The sequence below is a fragment of the Spiroplasma endosymbiont of Acasis viretata genome, from assembly GCF_964031275.1.
In the GTDB taxonomy this organism is placed as follows: domain Bacteria; phylum Bacillota_I; class Bacilli_A; order Mycoplasmatales; family VBWQ01; genus Spiroplasma_E; species Spiroplasma_E ixodetis_A.
Genome location: NZ_OZ035019.1, coordinates 24,183 through 46,939, shown reverse-complemented (window position 1 = coordinate 46,939; position 22,757 = coordinate 24,183). Strand labels below are relative to the sequence as shown.

At 22.2% G+C, this 22,757-nt stretch carries 23 protein-coding genes; 5 read left to right on the top strand and 18 right to left on the bottom strand.

Translation table 4 applies throughout. The features are described from left to right. Positions 1 to 72: 72 nt before the first annotated feature. The 8 genes from AAHM96_RS00215 to AAHM96_RS00180 form a co-directional block, all read right to left on the bottom strand. Positions 73 to 1,404 carry a hypothetical protein gene (locus tag AAHM96_RS00215; protein ID WP_342273238.1) on the bottom strand — a complete coding sequence of 444 codons (1,332 nt, stop codon included), beginning with the start codon at positions 1,402 to 1,404 and terminating at the stop codon, positions 73 to 75. A gap of 21 nt (positions 1,405 to 1,425) precedes the next feature. Then, entirely contained in the window at positions 1,426 to 2,103 is a 678-nt protein-coding gene (locus tag AAHM96_RS00210; protein WP_342273671.1) for a hypothetical protein, read from the bottom strand. 77 nt (positions 2,104 to 2,180) lie between these two features. Continuing rightward, positions 2,181 to 2,372, bottom strand: coding sequence for a hypothetical protein (locus tag AAHM96_RS00205; protein WP_342273237.1), 192 nt, complete (start codon positions 2,370 to 2,372; stop codon positions 2,181 to 2,183). Positions 2,373 to 2,394: 22 nt separating this feature from the next. Continuing rightward, positions 2,395 to 4,140 carry a hypothetical protein gene (locus tag AAHM96_RS00200; RefSeq protein ID WP_342273236.1) on the bottom strand — a complete coding sequence of 582 codons (1,746 nt, stop codon included), beginning with the start codon at positions 4,138 to 4,140 and terminating at the stop codon, positions 2,395 to 2,397. A gap of 194 nt (positions 4,141 to 4,334) precedes the next feature. Beyond that, positions 4,335 to 4,748 (bottom strand): hypothetical protein, encoded by a 414-nt coding sequence (locus tag AAHM96_RS00195; protein ID WP_342273235.1) that lies wholly within the window; start codon positions 4,746 to 4,748, stop codon positions 4,335 to 4,337. Continuing rightward, complete coding sequence (locus tag AAHM96_RS00190) at positions 4,730 to 4,882, bottom strand: hypothetical protein (protein WP_174481447.1); 153 nt, start codon at positions 4,880 to 4,882, stop codon at positions 4,730 to 4,732. Before AAHM96_RS00190 ends, AAHM96_RS00195 begins: the two co-directional genes overlap by 19 nt. A gap of 107 nt (positions 4,883 to 4,989) precedes the next feature. After that, positions 4,990 to 5,247 (bottom strand): hypothetical protein, encoded by a 258-nt coding sequence (locus tag AAHM96_RS00185; RefSeq protein WP_338975645.1) that lies wholly within the window; start codon positions 5,245 to 5,247, stop codon positions 4,990 to 4,992. A gap of 192 nt (positions 5,248 to 5,439) precedes the next feature. Continuing rightward, complete coding sequence (locus AAHM96_RS00180) at positions 5,440 to 6,135, bottom strand: ankyrin repeat domain-containing protein (RefSeq protein WP_342273234.1); 696 nt, start codon at positions 6,133 to 6,135, stop codon at positions 5,440 to 5,442. A 108-nt stretch (positions 6,136 to 6,243) separates the two neighbouring features. Between AAHM96_RS00180 and AAHM96_RS00175 the strand changes: the two genes are divergently transcribed. Beyond that, positions 6,244 to 6,807, top strand: a complete 564-nt coding sequence (locus tag AAHM96_RS00175; protein WP_342273233.1) for a hypothetical protein — start codon at positions 6,244 to 6,246, stop codon at positions 6,805 to 6,807. A gap of 35 nt (positions 6,808 to 6,842) precedes the next feature. On the opposite strand, the gene rlmB is transcribed toward AAHM96_RS00175, so the two are convergent. Together rlmB and cysS are read right to left on the bottom strand one after the other, a co-directional pair. Beyond that, positions 6,843 to 7,583 carry a 23S rRNA (guanosine(2251)-2'-O)-methyltransferase RlmB gene (gene rlmB, locus AAHM96_RS00170; RefSeq protein ID WP_342273232.1) on the bottom strand — a complete coding sequence of 247 codons (741 nt, stop codon included), beginning with the start codon at positions 7,581 to 7,583 and terminating at the stop codon, positions 6,843 to 6,845. A 12-nt stretch (positions 7,584 to 7,595) separates the two neighbouring features. Then, the gene (cysS, locus tag AAHM96_RS00165; protein WP_342273231.1) at positions 7,596 to 8,927 is read right to left on the bottom strand and encodes a cysteine--tRNA ligase; all 1,332 of its coding nucleotides are present in this window, start codon (positions 8,925 to 8,927) and stop codon (positions 7,596 to 7,598) included. Between the two features lie 452 nt (positions 8,928 to 9,379). On the opposite strand from cysS, the gene AAHM96_RS00160 reads away from it, so the two are divergent. Then, on the top strand, positions 9,380 to 10,357 hold the full coding sequence (locus AAHM96_RS00160; protein WP_342272797.1) for an IS3 family transposase: 978 nt from the start codon (positions 9,380 to 9,382) through the stop codon (positions 10,355 to 10,357). Positions 10,358 to 10,670: 313 nt separating this feature from the next. Here the strand turns inward: AAHM96_RS00160 and AAHM96_RS00155 are convergent, their stop codons facing one another. The 6 genes from AAHM96_RS00155 to AAHM96_RS00130 all read right to left on the bottom strand — a co-directional run bounded on the left by AAHM96_RS00155 (position 10,671) and on the right by AAHM96_RS00130 (position 15,528). Further along, entirely contained in the window at positions 10,671 to 11,225 is a 555-nt protein-coding gene (locus AAHM96_RS00155; RefSeq protein ID WP_342273230.1) for a hypothetical protein, read from the bottom strand. Between the two features lie 132 nt (positions 11,226 to 11,357). Beyond that, complete coding sequence (locus tag AAHM96_RS00150; RefSeq protein WP_342273229.1) at positions 11,358 to 12,482, bottom strand: bifunctional folylpolyglutamate synthase/dihydrofolate synthase; 1,125 nt, start codon at positions 12,480 to 12,482, stop codon at positions 11,358 to 11,360. Between the two features lie 18 nt (positions 12,483 to 12,500). Then, positions 12,501 to 13,316 carry a hypothetical protein gene (locus tag AAHM96_RS00145; protein WP_425288767.1) on the bottom strand — a complete coding sequence of 272 codons (816 nt, stop codon included), beginning with the start codon at positions 13,314 to 13,316 and terminating at the stop codon, positions 12,501 to 12,503. Between the two features lie 242 nt (positions 13,317 to 13,558). After that, a complete protein-coding gene (locus tag AAHM96_RS00140) occupies positions 13,559 to 14,230 on the bottom strand; it encodes a uracil-DNA glycosylase (protein ID WP_338975656.1) in 672 nt (223 codons plus the stop codon). Between the two features lie 12 nt (positions 14,231 to 14,242). Continuing rightward, positions 14,243 to 14,716: a 23S rRNA (pseudouridine(1915)-N(3))-methyltransferase RlmH gene (locus AAHM96_RS00135; RefSeq protein ID WP_252320439.1), complete on the bottom strand. Its 474-nt coding sequence runs from the start codon at positions 14,714 to 14,716 to the stop codon at positions 14,243 to 14,245. Further along, positions 14,716 to 15,528, bottom strand: a complete 813-nt coding sequence (locus AAHM96_RS00130) for a hypothetical protein (protein WP_342273227.1) — start codon at positions 15,526 to 15,528, stop codon at positions 14,716 to 14,718. Before AAHM96_RS00130 ends, AAHM96_RS00135 begins: the two co-directional genes overlap by 1 nt. 549 nt (positions 15,529 to 16,077) lie before the next feature. Between AAHM96_RS00130 and AAHM96_RS00125 the strand changes: the two genes are divergently transcribed. The 3 genes from AAHM96_RS00125 (at position 16,078) to AAHM96_RS00115 (ending at position 18,233) form a co-directional block, all read left to right on the top strand. Next, positions 16,078 to 16,305 carry a hypothetical protein gene (locus AAHM96_RS00125; protein WP_342273226.1) on the top strand — a complete coding sequence of 76 codons (228 nt, stop codon included), beginning with the start codon at positions 16,078 to 16,080 and terminating at the stop codon, positions 16,303 to 16,305. A gap of 124 nt (positions 16,306 to 16,429) precedes the next feature. Then, entirely contained in the window at positions 16,430 to 16,852 is a 423-nt protein-coding gene (locus AAHM96_RS00120; protein ID WP_342273670.1) for a transposase family protein, read from the top strand. A 142-nt stretch (positions 16,853 to 16,994) separates the two neighbouring features. Next, positions 16,995 to 18,233, top strand: a complete 1,239-nt coding sequence (locus AAHM96_RS00115) for an IS256 family transposase (RefSeq protein ID WP_342273669.1) — start codon at positions 16,995 to 16,997, stop codon at positions 18,231 to 18,233. Positions 18,234 to 18,500: 267 nt separating this feature from the next. Here AAHM96_RS00115 and AAHM96_RS00110 read toward each other — a convergent pair whose 3' ends face one another. Then, positions 18,501 to 20,735, bottom strand: a complete 2,235-nt coding sequence (locus tag AAHM96_RS00110) for a hypothetical protein (RefSeq protein WP_342273225.1) — start codon at positions 20,733 to 20,735, stop codon at positions 18,501 to 18,503. Between the two features lie 240 nt (positions 20,736 to 20,975). Then, on the bottom strand, positions 20,976 to 22,595 hold the full coding sequence (locus AAHM96_RS00105) for a lysine--tRNA ligase (RefSeq protein ID WP_342273224.1): 1,620 nt from the start codon (positions 22,593 to 22,595) through the stop codon (positions 20,976 to 20,978). Positions 22,596 to 22,757: the final 162 nt, after the last annotated feature.

Below are 22,757 nucleotides of genomic sequence, written 5' to 3'. Positions count from 1 at the left end.
TTTATTTATTCCTTTCATAGTTAAAGTAGTTTTAAATTAAATTTTTAATTTTATTGATAAGATGATACATAATTATTCATTAATAATATTACTAATCGTTCACTTACTAATATTTATTGAGAAAGATGGCCCAATATCAAAAGCACGAGATATAGAACTACTTCTAAGTTGTTGATATATAGTGTTTTCATCATGTCACATAAATATATAAATAACTAATCCTTGTGATTTATGACCTGCAGGTGGCTGATTTACTACTCGTCAAACTGGTAATTGATTATCTTTGTCTTGAATTTTTTTGGTATTAAAGTTTAGTTCATTACTTTTAATTGTTGTTGTATTATCCATAACACTATAAGTTATACTGTCTGTCGAATTAGCAAAAATTGTTGGATATAAAAACATAAAATTATTTCATGAATCAGCATAATCACTTCATTTTAAAAGCGTAGTTATTTCTGAATTATAATCTATTAGTTTTCCTCCATCTTTTGGAAAACTATGACTTAATGTTAAATTATTATTAGTATCCAAATTTTTGCTATTATATTGTAAATATCCAACGCTAATAATGTTACCAGTACTATCAACTAAATATCTAATACTTATCTTTTTACTATTATTTTCAATTGAAAAATTATTAATAACAGATTCTAAATTTGGACTATCAATCATATTATTGAAAATATTTTGAGAAATTTTTTCTGCAGTGCTCTCATTATTTTTTAAACTACTTTTAGTAATAAATTGTTTAACAAAGTCAAGACAAATTCCCCTACTATTTTTTGAATGAGATTGAGCAATATAATATAATCCCAATGTTTCACTTAAATTATCATAGTTCTTAATTGCATCAATAATACCTTTTGTTCCAGTTAATGATATATGAGTATTAGCACCACCAAATTGAATAAAAGTAAAATTACTTTTAGACTTTTTATTTGAAATATAAGCTGTTGTTGATATTTTGCTCAAGTTTTGTTTTTGAAAAATTTGCAAATCATTAGTACTTGTTAATTGTTCTTCTTTATAATTAATAGCAGCAATTTCTTTATCAAACTCATTAATAACATCTTTATTTATCTTTTCAGGGTTATAAGTTAATTTAAAATTCTCAATATAAATATCTTTTACATAAGGTTCTAAACTTGGATTATCAATAATGCTTTTAACATCAAAAAGATGATATATTCCATTTTCATCCTGACTATTTAAAATAGTACTATTACTTAAATTACCATACGTAGTATTAGTAACAACTTCATTAGTTTCAGTTTTATTTTTATTTTCTTGTTTTAATTTATTAATACTTGTTAAATTATTAGTAATACTAGTGTTAGCAACAATATTAGTGGTTGCTAATGTTAAACTAAGTCCCAACCATAAATGTTTATTTTTTAACATTTTATTTTGCACCTCAGAATTTTATTTTTTAGTAAATCTATTATAAATTTCATTTAATTTTTTTTCATAAATGTTATGAAGTTTTGGTTGATAATATTTCGTATCTTTTAACTTTGTTGGCAAATACTGTTGTTGTACATAATCGTTAGCATAATCATGTGGAAATTTATATAATTTACCTTTACCTACTGATTTTTTTAATGTTTTAGATCAATTATGCTTCAAATAATCAGGAATTGGATATATTTTTGCTTGTAAAACATCACTATATGCTTTTTGTACTGCCAAATTAGCACTATTTGATTTCTCACTAAGTGCCATTTCAATAACTACTAAACCAAGCGGAATTATACCTTCAGGCATACCAATTTGACGAAAAGTATCAATAGCAGTTTTTACCCTAATTGCTAAAGCGGCATTAGCAAGTCCAATATGTTCGTAAACAATAATCAACATTCTTCTTAATAAAACTTCATAATCACCAGTTGCTAATAACCTTGCTAAATAATGCAAAGCAGCATTAACATCACTGCCTCTAATTGATTTTTGTAATGCTGACTTTAAATCATGATGTTCATTTCCCTCTTTAGCATTTCAATTACTTGCTTTAGGCATAATAGCATTAATAATATCAATAGTTATGATTTCATTAGGATATAATTTTATTAATATTTCTAAAATATTAATTGCTATTCGTAAATCACCGGTTGCTAAATTACAGATTTTTTCTAAAATTTCATCACTAATATTAAAATTAAAAAATGAATTATTAGTAATTATTTTTTTAAGCCTAATAACATTTCTTCATTACTAATTGGCTTTAATTCTAATAATAGACATCTACTTCGTAAAGCTGGATTAATTACAAAATAAGGATTTTCAGTAGTGCAAGCCATTAAAATAAAATTGCCATGTTCTAAATCATTAACGGTAGTTGGTTTTAATATTGTTGCCAGCGGCTTATCCATACTGATCACCTTTGTTTTTAATTTAACGTCGTGAAGTTATTTTAACAATAGAACTAAAATTAATAAAGGTTAAATTATTATTTTTAATATTAACGTCCAAGGATTGAAGCATTTTATATTCTTTATCATCATCATATTTAATAATGATACCAATGTTTTTTAAATGCTGATATTTATCATTTTGTTCAGAAACACTAACAAGTTCAATATTATTTATCTTTTTTATGATATCAAAATTAATTGTCTTTTGAAAATGAATTTGATAGTTATCGCCATCAATATTAATTCCTATATTCATTTCTAAATTAATGTCATTAGTAGGAGAAAAATTATTCATATCATTAATATCTTCTTGAAATAATAGTGAAATAAGTGAAATAGAATTATCTTTAAAAGTAATTGGATATATTACACCACTAGGAAGAACATTTGGATATAATTCAATAGAATTTAAATCTTTAACATTAAAATTGTTATTTTTAAAAATTTTTTCATTTGGTTCTTTATTTTGACATTGAATATTTATTGAAAACTCGATAGTATCTTGCAATTGATTTTTACCAACAATTGTTACTATTATAGATTTTGGTTTTTGATAATTTCCAGTAATCGCATTACTAGTAATAATATAATCTTGATCATTAAAATCTTGATGTCATTTTTGCTTACCAAACTCATTTATTTTTTTACTAACAAGGAAAGCAATATGATTATCAATATCCACTTTGCTAACATTAGTATTATCTTCAATAGTTATTAATTGATTAATTACACTTTCATCATTTTCCAATACTGTTTTAATAACAGATAATGATTTTTTTGTTCAACTACCTTGAACATTAAAATTAATATTTAATTGACCTTTAATAATTTCACTACTATTTTTAGCACAAATAACAACTGTTATTTTCTTTTTTACCATATAATTATCAAAATTTTTTATTGAATCATAATTAATAACAAAATCACTTTTTGTTACTTTATCTGATAATGATTTTTCTTTATTAATTTCTTCTAAAAATTTCTCTTCAATAATTTTATTAACTTGAGATTCTATTTCATTTTTAGTTCCTTTTGTAGCATCTGACATTACTACTGTTTGTGATGGAATTGTAATTCTATTGTCTAAATCAAAAATATTAAATTTTTCCGGAATAACATCATTTTCAACACTAAAATTGAAATTTAAGTCACAAGGAAACAAACCATAATTACTACCAAATTGATTAACACTCATTTCAATTTTAAACTGTTTTATTTTTTCTTTATAAGATGGTATTTTTATTGAAAAATTATTTTTAAGTGCATTTTCATCATTAATTTTAATATTAATAGCTGGATTTACTGGTAAATGTACAAAAAAATTATTAGCAATATCTATTTTATTTATTTGTAACACATTATCAATCTTTTTTAATAAATCACTAAGATAAAAATTTTTTAGTTTTTTATCAGTAGATATTAAACTAATATTGTTTAATTTATCCTTGTAATCTATCAAATTATATTTTTTATTTGTTGGACAATTATTCTTATAATATTCTTCTCAAGTTTTATCTTGATTAGGATTTCAGTTGTTGGAATTATTAGTATTTATGGCACTATTTCATTGATTATTTGCAATTATTAAAATCATAGTAGTAATAATTAAAACAACCACAACAAATAACAAAGAAAAAATTTTAAACCAATGTTTTTTTTCTTGCTTAACATTAGGTTTTTGCTTATAATTTGATTTTTCATTTTGATTAATGCCAATTTTATACATTATTTCCTCCACCAAAAATCGATAATAAAACACAAAAAAACTTTATAATGATTAAAAAATCACTACAAAGCAACAGCTAAATTATATAAATAATAAATATAACAATAAAACTTATAAATTAATTTTTAAAATTAAAAAAATAAAATTAAAATATAAATTTTATTGTTGTCTTAATTCTATCATAGTAATTTTTATTAAATATATTTTTTGTAACTATTTTTTAATTTTAACTTTACTCGTGTTCAAGCATTATCAACTTGCTTATAGCTTAAATTTAATTTTTTCATAATTTGATGAACATTATATCCTCTTCGCTTTAATTTTAAAACTTCATTTTCATTAGTAGTAAAATTTGTAATACTAATAACTTCTTCCAAAAATGAAGTATATTCATAATCATTTTTTTGATATAAATAATCATTATATTTTAAGGCACAATTAATAATTTTATGATTATTATTTAAAAAAATTTTAACATAAGTAAATACTCCTCATTTTACTTCATAATATAAAAAATTTTGAAATGACTTGTTTTTTCTTTCTTGAAATTTAAAAATTGCCTTTAAAAAAATAAAATAAAAAGTTGATTTTAAATCATTTGTTTCCAAAGGAATAGCAAAAAACTTTTTAATAATATTTCGTAAAAAAAATCATTTTTCAATTCATATTTTTTATATAAAAAATTAAAAGCAAATTCATTGTTTTCAATACAATACAAATAAATCAATTCATTATCATTCATAATTAAATCCTCCTAAATATTTCAAATAACAAACTAATTATGAATTACTAATCAACTAATTATTTAAAGTTATGATGTATTAGTATTTAATTTTGAAATTCTTAATATTACATATTTGATCCATAATCACGTTTAATAGTTGTTTGACTCACTATTGATGATGAATCTAACAAATTTATCTTATCTTTAAAGATTTCTACTTCTGTTTGTGGTATGTAGTACTTAAATATTTCTCTTCTAGTTTCATTAGCCACTTTGTCAATTTCCTGTTCTTGATTTTGATTTCAATTTGATGATAAACTAAAAAAATCTTTTAAAAACATTTTATTTTCAATAGTTAACTGATCATAATTTTTAATTGTCAAAGCAATTTCTTTTTGTAATAGTAAACAAGCGTGATTTCATGCTGAATTTCCTGAGTTATCTTTATAATCAACATCAATTGGTCATTTATTAATTAAATAAGTTACTAATTTTTATCAATCATTTATTACCGCTATATGTAGTAATGAATAATTTAGTTCATCAAATACTAAACTATTAATAACTTCTTTTTGTTAAAAAATTTCAATATTTGAATTATTTTTTTCATTTAATTTTTTAATTTCATTTTGCAAATATTCTAATGACTCTATTACTGATTCTTCTTTTTCTAATCAATTATCATCATCTCCCTTTATAATATAGATTATTTTTTCATAACAATTTCCTTTAAAAATCATTATTTCATTTTTAAATTTTAGAAATTCTTTAAATGTTTTTATTATTAAATTTTTATTTTTAATAGAGCAAGTTAAAGCAGTAAAACCACCTTGATTTTTATGATAAACATGAGCTTTGTATAATAATAAAATATTAAAAATTTCAATTCTTCCATTTTCAGCAGCAAACATTAAAGGCGTATTACCATCACAATCTTTATAACTAATATCAGCACCGTTATCTATTAAATGCTTAACTATCTCAAAATTACCCCTTCTAGTAGCTAACATTAAAGGTCTATTGCCATTTTTTTGACTTTCATAATTAACAGCAGCAGCACTTGCCAATAAAACCTTAACTACCTCCAAATGACCATATTCAGCAGCAAACATTAAAGAGGCACTACCATATCTATTTTCATAATTAACAGCAGCACCATTTTCCAGTAAAACTTTAAGTGCTTCCAAATCACCAACTTCAACTGTTTCAATTAACAGTTCATTTACTAGTTGCATACTATTCACATTTTCCTTTCAAAAAATAAAAATCACTTATTTTTTTAAAAAACTATCATAAAAATAATTATTTTTGTAATTTTTTGACATTACATATTTGATTAATTTAAAGAATAATAAACTACTTATTTTTGAAAGGAAAATGTGAAACAGATGTATTTAAATATTTTAAAAAACTTATTTAAACGTAGAAAAAATCATTATCCAAGTAATAACAGTACAGATATTGAAAATAACGAGTTTTTTTTCTTCTACAATGAACAAAAAATATTATCAAAATTAAAAAAATTAAGTGAAGAAAAAGATAAAGAATTAGAAAAATTAACTAATGAAAATAATAACACTCCCAAAATAATATTACTTTCTTCAAATATTTTAGAACTAAGATCAAAAATTTGAGCTTTGGAAGAAATGTTAGAAAAGAAAATAACAACAAAAATAGAACAATTAGAAAAAAGTAAAATAAATAAATATAAAAATTTTTTTATTAAATTTTTTACTTTTTGAATTAAAGATAAAAACAAATGTGTTAATAATAAAATAAATAAGATAAATTCTGACTATACAAATATTAAAAACAATTGTAAAGAATTAGAAAACCATTTAATTGATCAAATAAATATATGCAAAAATTTAAAAGAAAAAAAATGAAAATTTTCAGAACCAAATCTAATAAATAAAGAAAAAACATTTACACCTAAAATATAAAAGTATCTTTTTAAAAAAATATAAGTTCTTAAAATTTACGATAATTTTAACGTTTCAACGTAAATATAGTTTGCAATAATACCACAAGCAACGCTAGCATTAAATGATTCTATTTTTGGACTTATTGGTATTTGAATAATATAATCGGTATGTTTTAATAACTTTGGACTTATCCCTTCACCTTCATTACCAATAATTAATGCTAAGTTGCTACTACAATCAATAGTAAAATAATCAATTGCTTTTGCTGTTTTAGCAGCAGCCAAAATTCAAAATTTATATTTTTCTTGTAAATTATTAATTGCGGAAGTTAAATTATTAACTTGACAAACTGGAATAATACTTAGAGCACCAGCTGCAGCCTTTGCAACTGCACCATTTATTTTAGATTGATTACGATTTAAAACAATTACACCATCAAAGTCATTACCCGCTGCAATTCTTAACATTGAACCAAAATTATGTGGATCAGAAATACGATCTAAAATTAAAATTCTTAAAAATTTAGATGTTGAATCAATATTAATTAATTCATCAAAAGAAAAATATTGATAGTCTTTAACATTAGCAGCAATATTTTGATGTTTAGTAGTACCTAATAAATTATACATTGCTTGTAAACTAATAATTTCATAAGGAATATTTACACTTTTTAAATCTTTTTTCAATTCTTGGTACTTATCTTGAACTAAAAAAACTTTTTTAATTTTTATTAATGACGATGTTGATAATGCAGCAATAATAGGGTGATAACCATAAATATATTGTAATGCCATAATTTTGCTCCTTTAAATAATATTCAAATCTTTTAATTCTTGACGAATTTTATCAGCTTCTTGGTATTGTTTTTCCTTTTTTAGTTGTTCTCATATTTTAATTTTATTTTTAATTTTTTCAGAATAATTACCAACTTTAAAATCAAATCCTAATATTTTTAAAGCAAAGGTAAAAGTATAAAAAATTTCTTGAAATTCTTCATTAAAATTTTTTTTAATAAGTGCTTCATTTAATTTTTTAATCATATTTTCAATTAAAGTAATAGTATTGGTTGTATCAATATTATTTGATAAATTTTTAATAATTTGTTGATAATAAATTGAATGATGATTATTATTACATATTATATTGTTAATAAATATTTGATATGTTCATTGTTTTAAAACATTTTCATATTTTTTTGTTGACACTAATCCATTTTCAATTGTTTCCTTATTAAAATCAATTGGTTGTTGATGATCACGATTTAATATTAAATATCGCAATACATTTGGATGATATTGCTGACAAAATTCTTTAACCAAAATAAAATTATTTAAAGATTTTGACATTTTTTCATTAGCAATATTAACATGACCATTATGTCATCAAATATTTGACATTTTTTTATTATTAACTGCAACAAATTGAGCTCGTTCATTTTCATGATGAGGAAATTTTAAATCAACACCACCACCATGTAAATCAATAGTTTGACCATTAAATAAAGCCTCAACAAAACAAGCACACTCAGTATGTCAACCAGGTCTTCCTTTTCCTCATGGACTATTTCAACTAATACCTATTGTTGTTGATTTTCACAAAGCAAAATCTAGATTATTTTCTTTAGCAACTAAATTTTTAATTCTAAAATTTGGAATTAAATCTTCAATATTTTTATGTGCCAAACTTCCATAATCTTTTAACTTATTAACTTTAAAATAAACATCACCAGCAGTAACATATGCATAATCTTTAATAATTAATTTATTAATAAATTCAATAATCTTTGAAATATATTCACTTACTTTTGGTAATTTTGTAGGAGAAATAATATTTAATTTTTCTAAGTCTTCATAATATGCTAACGTATATTTTTCAGTAACTTGTTGTTCTGTTATTTTTAAATCCGCAGCTTTCTTAATAATTTTATCATCAATATCAGTAATATTATGAACATAATTTATTTTATAATTTTGATCAATTAACAAACGATTTAAAACATCAAAAACAAGTACACCACGAATATTGCCAACATGAATATAGTTATAAACAGTAGGACCACATAAATACATATTAACTTGCTTTTTATTAGGGGCAAGCGGTTGCAATCTTTGTGAAAAACTATCATAAATTTTAATCATTTAATTAACCCTTCTTAATAAAGTTTAGTTTTCATATACTCTATTATACTGTAAAAAATATCAATCTGTAACAAAATAATTTTTTAAATTTAAAACTCTCTTTAACAAAGAGAATCATTAATAATTAAAAAAGTATTAATTATTTGAAATTTCATAATTTTTGGAAATGTTTAGTAATCTGTGTAACTTACAAAAATAACTATGTTTAATTAATTCTAGTAAATATAATTAAATGACTAGAAAGAGTGAGTTACAGATGGCTAAAAAAGATAACTTTAATAATAATGATCCAATATCAAAAGCAGTAGATTTATTACTAGAAAATACTGAAGAGGTGGTTGGCGCCACTTAGCCCTTTTTACTAGACCATTAATTTAAAAAACCTGAATGTATTCTAAAAACAATTGTGTTATATAATTAACACTAATTTTAACCTGAAAGGATTTTTATTAATGGATAAAATTAAACAAATAGCATTAGTAATTAACAAATTAAATATCAAAGAAAAAATTAAAATTATTGATGATTGTAAAAATCAATATTCAATTAGAAACCTATGTCAATATCTTCAATTAAACAGATCAACATATTACTTTTTAAAAAATAAACAAAAACCTATTAAAAAAGAAGAAAATCATATTATTAAATGCAATCATAAATATCAAAAAATATGCCAACTTTTAATCGAATTTCATTCTACAAGAAAAGGCAGAATTTATGGATATTTAAGAATTTTTTCAGCTTTTAAAGAGTGATTAAAACAAGAAAAAAATATCATTTTAAATATAGAATTATCAATAAAACAAATGCGAAAAATTATGAAAGAACACAATATTCAAGGATTAAAACAAACTAAAAATAACTATCCTAAAAACAAAAAAAATCCAAATAAGTGAATACCTACAATGGATAAAGTAAACAAAGATTATAAAAGTACAACCTCTTCAAATCAAATTTGATCAATGGACACTAAACAAATAAATACTAAAGAAGGATGATTATATCTTTTTGTAATTATTGATTTTTATTCAAATAATGTTGTTAGTTATAATATTGCTCCTAATAAATCATATCAGGATTTAATTCTTCCTGCTCTTGAAAAAATCAACAAACAATTTTCTTGAAATCAAATAAAAAATGTTATTTTACATTCAGATAACGCCAACGAATTTTATTGTCAAGATATCACAAAATGAGCAGAGGATAAACAAATAATTTTAAGCAAAAAACAACCTTATGATATTGGTGGTAATGTATTATCTGAAAACTGATTTTCTCATTTATCTCAAGAATGACTACCTAAAGGATCAAATCAATATTTATCCATCAATGAAGCTATAAATGATGTAAATCAATATGTTATGTTTTATAATTATGAAAGAATACATTCTAAATTTCTAAAACCACCAATTTTACAAATTAAAATTTAGAATTTTATATCAAAAATGGTCCAGTAATTAAGGGCCAACCACCCTCCAATTAAAGTTACTACTGCTAGACTACTTAGTAATTTCTTCATATATCTTTACCACCTAATCTTTAATATTTTAATACAATCATTTTACATGATTTCTATATCAATAAAAATAAACATGCTATTAAAATTAAAATAGTAATATTAAAAAATTACTATTAATTTAATATATTCTCAATAAAGAGATAAATTTAAAAATGTTACAAAAAATATCAGAAATTTTAATTAAATAATTATTTTTTGGTTTATTCTTCAGGTACTCTATTATATTATAAAGATTGCGGATCTGTAGCGAAATAATATTTTTTAAATTGATTTTCTAAATTTAAAGTTTTCTTTAATGCAGAATAACAAGTAACAATTAAAAAAACATTAACCGTTAAATCAATAGGATATTTTATAACTCTTAATGGAAAATACATTAATCATAAAGGTGGTAATCCAGGAAATAATATTTTTAATGCAATAGGATCAGTACCAGTAATAATTAATGAAGTAATAGCATAAGCAATTGGCAAATATCAATAAAATGTCTTTTTACTATAATAAATTTTACTAAAATTTAATACTAAATAGTAAGGTAATATAGATCATAAAATACTAGTAAAAGTAAAAAATAAACATGGTGATGCACCACCAGTACTAAATAATAAACCTAAAAAATCACTGGCAATACCACTAAGAAAACCTAATATTCCACCACAAAAGAAACCTATTAAAACTAATATAAAATTACCCAATTTAATTTCAAAATATTTAGAAAATGGTAAACTTTTTAACATTAAAGCACCTGTTGTATTTAAAGAAACAGCTAATGCTAACATTATTCCACTTAAGCAAATAAATTTTATTTGCTTTATCTTTTTTTTATTATCTTTATAATCAAAAACTGTGATTAATAAAAAAGTAATTAAAATTAACACTCCACCAATTATATTCAATAACAATACATTCATTTAATTACCACCCTTTTTTATCATAATTATTTTCTTTGTTCTTAAATAATTATAAACATCTGCTAAAAAATAACAAGAACCCGTAATTAAAATTATTTTATGAGGGCTACATTTAATCATTTTTTGATTATCAAAAAATTCACCAGTAATACTATTTAAATTACTATTACTACAAATAATAATATTATCTGAGACTTTTTTTAAACAACTAATTAATTTTTGTGGATATTTATTTTTTAAACAAGAAAATATAATTTGTTGAGGAATAATTTTATTAATTTTTAGCGTTTTAATTAATGCTTTAATACCATCAATATTATGAGCAGCATCAAAATAAATAGTTTTATCATTAGTTTGATATTTCTCAAATCGTAATCTAATATTAGTATTATTAATGATTTTTAAAGCTTGTTTAATATTAATTTCTAAAAATGTTTTTGAAATTACTGTTAAAACTAATTCTTTATTTTCTTGATAGTATGGTTGATTGATTAATCTTGGAGAATATATAGGTTTATAACCTTCCATATCGATTTGCTTTTTTAATTTATTATTTAAATTACCTGAAATAAAAAGATTTTTTGTCGTTGATTTTACTATTCCCAATTTTTGATGTAATATTTCAGATGTAGTTTTACCAAGTCTATCTTGATGATCTTTACCAATTGAAGTGATAATAGCATATGTTGCATCAATGATATTTGTAGGATCAATTTTTCCACCAATCCCAACTTCAATTATTGCTCATTGCACATTTTGTTCTTGAAAATAAATTAATGCAATTAAAGTTAAAATACCAAAAAAACCTAATTGATAATATTCAATATCATCAAAAATCAAGTCTCTAATACGAACTAAATCTTGATTACTAATCATTCTATCATTAACAATAATTCGTTCATTAACAAACTCAATATGGGGAGAAGTAAACAAACCAATTTTTTGTTTTAAGGTTTGTGATAATATAGCAAAAATTAAACGCGATACTGAACCTTTACCGTTTGTTCCAGTTACATGAATATACTTAATATTATTGTTTAAATACTTTGGAGTAATAATTTTTAATTTTTTTAAACAATCTTTATTTGAATATTTAGATATTTTTTTAAAAAATTCTTCATTCATATTTTTAAAATCCTTTATTTAATAATTATTATTATCAATATTAATTAAAGGATTAACAGTTCTTCAAGTCACATAAATTATAATTGAATTAATTATAATTTTAAGAGGCGCTTGCACAATTCTCATAATTGCTGTTACTCCATAATCCTTGGCATTAGGATCAAATAAAGTCATATCAGCATAGGAGGCTATAAGCACTGTTGTTACATACTCGGCTACTACCGCTAATAAAATAATTGATAAAATTTCTTTAATTCTATAAATTTCTTTTTTCAATAAATAATAAAATAAAACACTATAAATACTTAATAGGCCAATAATGCCACCACCACCCATAATACTAGCCAGAACATATTTATTAACAATAATTCCTGACATAGAATATGATGATTGCTTACCTGAAATAACAATATACATGCCACCACCAGCAAAGAAAATAATAAAAAAATTAATTAAAGCAAAAATAACTCATGGATAATCTTTTAGTTTTACTTTAAATATTCCAGCAATTCCTGCCAAAAAACCAGTGAAAATAATACAAAACATATAATAAATGCTAATATATGAAGGAACAAATAATATTACTAAAATATCCGTTACTGCAGCACAAATAATACCTATAATTGGACCAAACATATAACCGGTTATTTTAATCATTAAACCCTCAAAAGCAATTCTAATTGGTGGTAATACTGTAATGGGTATCGTAATAGAAACAATAATAGTTGCCACAACTGATACCGAAGATAACATTGTTATATAAGCAATATTTTTAGTAGTAAAACGAACACCTTTATATTTATCTTTACGAAATCATTTTCAAAAACTATTCATTAAAATATATGCTAACATTATGCTACTTAAAGTAATAATTAAATAAATAGCTGTAGATCTACTAAATAAATTTAAGGTATTTAAATCATATTGTTGAGAAAATATGTGATTAAATATTAAATTATTGGGCATTTAAATAACCACCATTCCCGAAATATTCTTTAAAACTATATTAATTTTAACAAATATATCATAACATTGTTTGCTTAAATACATATAATAAAATTAGTATTTTTTTATTTTTATCACTTAATGGGAGTTTTATTTTTTGAAATCAATCAATTATTAGTTTTGCTAAATGGTCTTGAATTAAAAAAACCATTATAAGCACTTAAAGGTGAAGGATGTGCACTCTCAATAATAAAATGTTTTTCTGTGTCAATTAACATTTTTTTATTTCTTGCATTTTTACCTCATAAAATAAAAACAAGATTAGTACAGTTTAAATTTAAAAATGATAAAACATGATCAGTAAAAGTTACTCATTGATATTGTAAATGACTATTAGGTTGACTTTGTCTGACAGTTAAAGTTGTATTTAAAAGCAAAACTCCCTGTTTAGCTCAAGTTGTTAAATTACCATCATTATCTTTTTCAATATTTAAATCATTTTTTAGTTCTTGAAAAATGTTTTTTAAACTTGGTGGTAATGGAGTATTTGTTTTAACACTAAATGCTAAACCATGAGCTTGATTTGGCTGATGATAAGGATCTTGACCTAATATTATTACTTTAACCTTTGATAAAGGAGTTATTTTAAAAGCTTGAAATATTTCTTCTCATTGAGGATAACAAAGATAAGTCTGATATTCTTTTTTAATATCTTCTAATAATTTAGTAAAATATGTTTCTTTATATTCTTGTTGAAAAAATTCTAATCATGAGGAATCAACAAATAAAGTTTTATTATACATTTCTTTCACCTACTACTTATGATAACTTTGATTATTAAGTATTTGTAATGAACGATATATTTGCTCTAATAAAACAACATAACATAATTGATGAGGTAATGTTATTTTACCAAAGGAAATTTTAATTAAATTAATATTGTCTTTTAATATTTGTGCGACACCATTACTACCACCAATAATAAAACCAATTTTACCTTGTTGATAAATTTGATTTTTATTAATCATCTGTGATAATTGTTCGCTACTTATTAATTGTCCTGATAAATCTAATAAAAATCATTGATAATCATTATTCTTTGATATGTATTCAGTGATTTTATTAGTTTCAATTTTAATATTATTAGGAATTGAATTTAATTTAGACTCGATAATATTTTTTGTTTCAATATTAGTTCGTTTTTTAATTCGTTCTAAATAATCTTTGGCAGCTGATTTTCAATATGTTTGTGACAACTGACCAATACAAACAATTTTAATATTTATCATTATGATTCTGAAAAAGTCATGTTATTTATTCTTTCATGAACCACTTTATCTGGGTTACGAAAATCAACATCACCCAAAGCTTTATCAATAGTATTTGGATTAATAATAACTATTTCTTTTTTATTTTTATCAACTCATAAACTAAAACTTACATCAATTTGAATATTAAAATCAATTTTAAAAGTTTTATTCATTTTTGAATCTTTCATTATAAAGAATAAGTGAATTCAACCTTTTTTAATAATGGTTTTATTTTTATCATCTTTAAAGTCAGTAATTTTTGGTGAAACAATACTAGTTTTAGCAAATTTTGAAGGATTTTCTGCTTCTGTTGCTGTTTCATATGTAACATATCAATAACCATAATATTGCTGTTTAGATATATCATTATCAGTTAAACCAAAAACTAAAAGACTTTCATTTGCATCTTTACAACTAAATGGTTCATTCATTACTTTATTTGGATCATTATTAACATTATAATTAATACTCTCATAATTACCTGATTTATATTGATCACTATTATAAAAATCCCTAGCAGCATCTGTAACTTCTAATGCATTACGATCAATTCTAATTTTGTCTGCTGCTAGTTGCATAAATGCAGTAAGTGGTTTATATAAAAGTTTAGTATCATATTGATAGTATTTATTATAAACATAATCAACTAACGGATCACCATCTTTGTTTGATGGCTCGTTTTTAAAATTTGTTTCAATCTTTGAACCATCTCCAGTACCACAAGCCACAATAGTACTCACAGAAGAAGAAAGTAAACTAAGTGTTGAAAATAAAGTGATTAATTTACGCATTTGATTGTTATTCTCCTTAAACTAAATAATAATTAAATATTCACTAAGAATTCTAACTTATTTTTTTATAAAAAGCAAAGGAAATTCATATAGGTAAAAATACATTTTTTAAAATTAAAATATTAATGTTTATTTTAATATTTTAATAAAATTATTATTATCATAAAAGGAATTAAATTTTTATCGTTGATAATTGCTTTTGCAAATCTATTTCATCTTTAAAAGATCAGATTTATTAATTTTTTGTTGAAATTTCATTGCTTCTTCATATGTTGGTAATTTGTCTTTATTTTATTCTAAAATTTCTTCATTTAAAATATCGTTAGTATTTTTCATTAAAAAAAATTAAAGACTTCCAAATGATTATTTCAAACGACTAACATTAAAGCATTATATCCATATTCATTTACTTGATAAAGATTTCATTATTATCTATTAGACTTGGTGCAAAACCTTTAATTTTAATAATTTAACGGTTATTATTAATATCAAAGGTGATAATTATTATGTTAAAAAAAATACAAAGATGAACAAGAATTTTATAGTTTAGTGGGAATAAAACTACAAACATTTCAAAAAATGGTTGAAATTTTAAAAAAAGCTGAAGCAATTAAAAAAGCAGTTGGTGGTAAACCTAATAAATTATCAATAGAAAATCGTTTATTAATGACATTGAATACTGAAAAGAGTATAGTAGTTATAGAGTTATTGCAAAAAGATATAATATTAGTCATACTAGCTGCATTCGTAATATTTTTTGAATTGAAAATACTTTAATAAAAAGTGGAATTTTTAATTTATCTGGCAAAAAAGATTTAATCAAAAATAAAGGAATCAATAATACTTTACTAGCTATTGATGCTACTGAAACTCCAATTGAAAGAATTAAAAAAAACTAAAATTACTTTTTTCGGGTAAAAACAAACATCATACTCTTAAATCGCAAATAATTATTGATATTTTAAATGGAAAAATTATTTCAACCGCTTTTTGTTTTGGAAGCATTCATGATTTTAAATTACTTTTAAAATCTAAAACTTTTATTCATCCAGAAAAACAAGTTTTTGTTGATTCAGGTTATCAAGGAATACAAAATATTCATAAAAATACATTTTTGCCATTTAAAAAAAGTAAATACAATAAATTAATACCAATTCAAAAAGAATACAATAAAACTTTAAGCAAAATTAGAATTAAAATTGAACACGTATTTGCTAAACTAAAACGTTTTAAAATTTTAACTTTAAAATATCGCAATAAAATACGAAGATTTGCATTAAGATTTAATTTAATAGCAGAAATATATAATTTTGAATTACCTTAGTTTTGCACCAAGTCTATTAAATACTTGACTATCTCTAAATCATTATTTGGTAATGTTTAGTAATCTGTGTAACTTACAAAAATAACTATGTTTAATTAATTCTAGTAAATATAATTAAATGACTAGAAAGAGTGAGTTACAGATGGCTAAAAAGCAAAATATTAATAATAATGATCCAATATCAAAAGCAGTAGATTTATTATTAGAAAATACTGAAGATTTAACAACAGTTTTTAAAGAGGGAGGATTGTATAAAGAATTAACAAAAAGATTAGTAGAAAAAATGTTGAATTCTGAGATGCAAAATTATTTAGGATATGATAAGAATCAACATAGTAATAGTGACAATGCTCGTAATGGTATAAGTTCAAAAAAATTAATAACTCAACAAGGTAAAATTGAGATTGATGTACCACGAGATCGCAATAGTAATTTTAATCCTGTAATAGTTGCAAAAAGACAAAGAAGATTTGATGGTTTTGATCAACAAGTTCTTTCTTTATATGCAAAAGGAATGACATTATCAGATATTAGAATGCAATTACAAGAGTTATATCATGGTGCTGATATTAGTGAAAGTGTTATTAGCCAAATTACTGATGATGTTATTGATGATGTAAAAGCATGGCAAAATCGACCATTAGAAAGTGTCTATCCGATTGTTTATTTTGATTGCATAGTAGTGAAAGTACGACAAGATAAACGCATTATTAACAAATCAGTTTATATAGCTTTAGGAGTTGATTTAGAAGGTAAAAAAGATGTTTTAGGTTTATGAATTAGTGAAAATGAAGGTGCTAAATTTTGATTAGCAAATTTAACAGAAATGAAAAATCGTGGCTTAAATGATATTCTTATTGCCTGCAGTGATAATTTAACAGGCATGTCAGAAGCAATACAATCAGTTTATCTTAAAACAGAACATCAATTATGCATAGTTCATCAAATTAGAAATAGTTTGAAATATGTCTCATATAAGCATCGAAAATCTCTAGTTGCAGATTTAAAACCAATTTATACTGCATGTAGTGAAGAACAAGCAATGCATGCTTTAGAATCCTTTGAAAGTAAATGAAATAAACAATATCCTCAAATTGCTAAATCTTGATATAAAAATTGAGATAATTTAATGGTTTTTATTAGTTATCCAGTAGAAATCAAAAGAGTGATTTATACTACAAATGCTATTGAATCTGTAAATAGTCAATTACGAAAAGTCATCAGAAATAAAAAAGTTTTTCCAAATGATATGGCAGTTTTCAAAATATTTTACTTAGCAATTGAAAATATAACAAAAAAATGAACAATGCCCATTCAAAATTGAAATACAGCAATTGCTCATTTTATGATAAAATTTGAAGATAGAATTAATCTAAACTAGTACTTTGTAAAACAAAGATACACAGATTACATAAAAGCCTCCATTATTTTTGATAGTTAACATCAAAATAGTGAAATCATCTTTAATTACATAATTTATACTAACACCATTCCTAACTAATAATTTAACTTTTTCTAAGTTATTATTTATAATGACTTGTATCATTTTTTCATTTTTCTTATTAAGAAATACTCTTTTTTCCTAATGTACTTTTTTTCTCTTTCTATAAATTAAACTTGATACAATAATAAATTTAATCTTATTAGTTTAAATTGTATTTAATATTTCTGCTTTTGTTTCCAAAGGTAATTGAGATTCTATTAAGCCCATATTCTCTCATTTTTGTTTGCTTGCATTTTTTGATTCTTCTGATAAAGGTTGCTGTAACTCTGGAATTTCAGTACTTATTAATTTTCATACTTCATTTAAAGATGTTAATTTTATTTCTTCTTCATTTAATTTATTTTTAATTTTTTGTTCTTCTTTTTTTAAATTTTTTTTATTTAAACTATTTTTTAAATTATCACAATTTTCAGTAGTTTTTTTAATTTCCATTGCAAAAAAATCTCTAATATTTTCCAATGTTGTAGATAAATCTTTTACTTCATCTTCATGTAATTCCTTTATTGAAATTAATTTTTTTTCTAAATAATTTATTTGAAATTCTAGTTTTTCAATTGTTTTATTTTGTTCTTCAATTTTTTGATCTTGTCAACTAGGTTTCTCATTTTCTTGATTTATTTCGGTTTGGATTTCAATACTTACTAGTTTTGATTGATTAATTGTTCTTAAAGACTCCTGAATTTTTTCCTTTTTTTCTCTAATTGCATTTTTTATTATTTTTTTTTCTTTTAATTTAAAATTAATTTCTAAAGTTGTGAAATCATCTTTAAATTCATTTTCTATTTTTTCTTTTTCTTCTCTTATGTTTTCTAAATTATTTTGAATGTTAAAATTTTCATTAAATTTTTTAATACTGTCAGCATTTTCTTCTCAATAATTTTCAATAATCTTAATAAATTCTATATTTTCTAATTTATTAACTTCTTTTAAGAAATTAATAAATATTTTTTGATCTTTACTAATATTTTTAATTCATTTTTCTTTTATTTTTTTAAGTTCAAACATCATCGTATGTTTATTTTGCTTAAAAAAATCCTCAATTTTATTAATTTTATCCTCAATTTTTTTTATTTTTTTATCATTAATACATAACTCAATATCATGTCTTGTAATATTATCTTGTAACTCCGCAATATAATCATTCTTTTTCTTAATATCACTATTCTTTTTTTTAATCACTACATCTATTTCTTTTAAATATTGTTTTTTTCCTTTTTTATCATCTGAAATATTTGGAATAAATATTTGATTTTCAATATTATTTTTATTTTCTTCTAAATCTTGCAAGTAAGTAATTTTTTTAATTTTTATATTTTTCTTTCGTTTTTCTAAATTTTCAATTTGTTTTCTTTTTTCTGCTATCTCTTTCTGATGCATTCTAATTTGTTCTTTTTTTTCTTCTAATTCATTTTTAAATAATTCTATACTTTCTTTCACTTTATCTTTAGTTTTAATAATTTCTTCTTGTTCACTTATTAATTCTTTTTCTCGATCATTATATTTTTCAAATATATCATTGTATATTCTTTCTTCATTTTTAATAATTTTTTTAATATATCGGTTAAATATGTCATCTATTAATTCAAAGAAAAATACAAAATTTTTATCAAATTTACTTTTTAAATCTTTATCTTCATTTAAAATTAATTTATATTCATCTCCACTTTTCATTCTAAATGCTCAAAAAGATAAAATTAATTGAGTCATAACTTCTTCTTTAAAAAGATTTTCAAAAATTTTCTCTTTTTTATTTTCTAATTCCTCATTTTTTTGATATAGCCTACGAATTTCTTTATCAATTTTTATTTTTAATTCTCGTGTTTTTTTTAAAAACTCTTTTTTATTTTCAAAAATATTTAAATTTATTGTTTTTAAAAAAATAATATCATTACTTATTGTTTCACTTAAAAAATTAAAAAGATTAAAATAATCTGTGATTTCAGTAAACTCAGTACTATTTTGACTACCCTTATTAATTTTATTTTGTTCAATTAATGTTTTATTTTTTTCCAAGAATAATAATTTTTCATTTTGTTCTTTAATTTTACTATCAAGTTCTATTAAAAAATAATCTAATTGTTTAATTAATTTTAAATCTTCTTTTTTTTCTCAAAAATAAGAAAAAAAATTATATTTTAAATCATTTCTTAATTCTTTAATTAATTTATCTAAATCAGTTTTTTTATTTTCTTTTAATTGAGTTAATGGTGCTGATGTACTTGCGTTTTCAAAATCAGTATCTTCTGAATTAGAAAAAAAGTTATCTTTTTCATTATACTCTTTAAAAAAATTCTTAAAAGTTTCAACAACTTCGTCTAAATTTTCATCAGTTAAAGGATAATTTCTAAATTTTTTTATTAATTCATTAAATCAAGGCATAAATCTTATTCTCCTAAATTTTATTTATAAAATAAAAAAAACCAATTGTTTTTAAATAAAACAATGGGTTTGAAAACTTATATTTTTCAATCTTTTGTGTTAATAATAAAACGCTCCTTATTCTAAAGATCTAAAGAAGTATCTTAATTATAAGTAAATTATAACTAATTAATTTATCTTTTTTTTAAAAAAAGATAAATTACTATTATATGTTTATATAGTAAAAATTTATCACAAAAATTATTTTTCAGCTCTAGGTTTCATATGTGGAAATAATAATACATCTTTAATACTATTTTGGCCAGTTATTAACATGACCAAACGATCAATACCAATTCCCAATCCACCTGTTGGTGGCATACCATACTCCAATGCTTCAACAAAGTCTAAATCCATAGTTGCTGCTTCATCATTACCACTATTTTTTTCTTTTACTTGCTCTTCAAAACGATTATATTGTTGCAAAGAATCATTTAGTTCCGAATAAGCATTTGCATATTCTCTACCAGCAATAAATAATTCAAAACGATCAGTAAACTCTTTACTATTTTTATTTAATTTAGCAAGTGGTGAAATTTCAATTGGATAATCAAAAATAAAAGTAGGTTGAATTAAAGTTTCTTCAACAAAAGATTCAAAAAATAAATTAATAATATGACCAGTACTATTATAATGATCTGGAATATGAAGTTTATAACTTTTTGCAAGTTTTAATATAAGTTTAAATGTTTTATTTTTTTCAATATTTCTAATATTATCATCTTCAATATTATGATATTTTAAAATCATATCACTAATTTCTTGGAAAATTTTAGTAAACTCTTCATCTTTGATCATAGCTTTTTTAATTGAATCAATCATACTAATTTTTGTTCACGATTTTTCAAAATTTAATATATTTTCATCATATTCTAATATTAATTTATTATGCACTGTATTAATTAAATATTTTATACAAGACTCTGTTAAATCCATCATATATTTCATATCTTGATAGGCAACATAAATTTCAATAGTTGTAAATTCTGGATTATGTTTTTTACTCATACCTTCATTACGAAATAATCTACCAATTTCATAAACTTTTTCAAAACCACCAACTATTAATCTTTTTAAATGTAATTCAGTAGCAATCCGTAAATATAAATCGGTTTTTAATGTATTATGATGAGTGATAAAAGGTTTAGCGGCAGCACCACCATATACTTCTTGTAAAATAGGTGTTTCAACTTCTAAATAACCTTTATTATTTAAAAAACTTCTTAATTCATTAATAATTTGTGTACGTTGTAAAAATGTCTTTTTAGTTTCTTGATTCATAATTAAATCTACATATCTTCGTCGATAACGTTCTTCAATATCTGTTAAACCATGAAATTTATCTGGTAAAGGTCTAAGTGCTTTTGATAACATTACAATATCATAGATTTGAACTGTTAGTTCTCCTTTATTGGTTTTCATAACCTTACCTTTAATACCAAAAAAATCGCCTAAATCTGCATATTCTGCAAATCATTCAAATTTTTTTTGATTAATATATTCTGGTTTTAAATAAATTTGAAATTTACCTGTTTGATCTTGCAAATGAGCAAAAATTGAACCCTTTCCCATTTCTCTTTTTGTCATTAATCTACCCGCCATTTTAATTTGATCATTAGGTAAATTAGCAAGAAATTTTGCTAACTCTTCTTTATTTTTATTTCTAAATTCACTATTTAAAGTTTCACAATTATAATTTCTTTCTCAATTACGCCCATAAATATCATAATTTTGTTTATATAAATCTTGTATTTTTTGATATCTTAATGCTTCTTGCTCTGTCAAAATACGTCCATTAATTTCAAGTTTAGTTTCTTTCATTGTTTTCATCCTTTGTATTTAAAATAAGTATTTAAAATAAAAAAATTAAATTAAATAAGATTGTTTAGGTTTATACATAATGATATCAATTTTCAATACCAAATTCTACTGTCAACAATTAATTTTAAATTTTATAATAAAACCCTTATATTTATAATAAGG